Here is a 649-nt window from a genome sequence, read left to right on the forward strand (position 1 = left end):
AACCCGCCACGATGACAGGGGGCCGGTCAACCGAGCCGGACCGGTGCGGACTAGCCTCGGAGCCGGGACAGCAGCCGCACGACGAGCCGGGAGCGCACCGTGGCCGGACACCGGATCTTCGGGATGAGCTTCGCGCGCATCCACCCGCTCTACGTCGCCAAGGCGGAGCGCAAGGGGCACAGCAGGGAGGAGGTGGACCAGGTCATCACCTGGCTCACCGGCTACGACGCGGCCGGCCTCGAGCGGGCCATCGCGGACGACGTCGACCTCGAGACGTTCTTCGCCCGGGCGCCGGCGATGAACCCGCACGCCACCGAGATCCGGGGGCTGATCTGCGGGATCCGGGTCGAGGAGATCGAGGACCCGCTCATGCAGCAGATCCGCTGGATGGACAAGCTGGTGGACGAGCTGGCGCGCGGCAAGAAGATGACCTCGATCCTGCGGAGCAGCAGCACCGCGTGACCCCACGGCGCCCGCTGCCGTCGTCCTCCGTAGAGTCCGCGGCATGACGCCGCCGCCACCCCGCACCGCCGCCGTCGTCGGCGCAGGCATCGGCGGTCTCGCCGCCGCCGTGGCGCTCGGCCGGGCGGGCTGGTCCGTCACCGTGCACGAGCGCGCCACGGCCCCGGACGCGCCCGGGGCCGGCCTG

At 73.3% G+C, this 649-nt stretch carries 2 protein-coding genes; both read left to right on the plus strand.

From position 1 onward, the window contains the following. Positions 1-99 precede the first annotated feature (99 nt). Entirely contained in the window at positions 100-462 is a 363-nt protein-coding gene (locus tag N866_RS10630; protein ID WP_155855301.1) for a DUF2200 domain-containing protein, read from the plus strand. Positions 463-505: 43 nt separating this feature from the next. Further along, positions 506-649, plus strand: a 144-nt coding sequence (locus N866_RS20455) for an NAD(P)-binding protein (RefSeq protein ID WP_155855302.1), incomplete at its 3' end; no start/stop codon positions are given.

This window comes from Actinotalea ferrariae CF5-4, from assembly GCF_000603945.1.
GTDB classification, from domain to species: Bacteria; Actinomycetota; Actinomycetes; order Actinomycetales; family Cellulomonadaceae; genus Actinotalea; species Actinotalea ferrariae.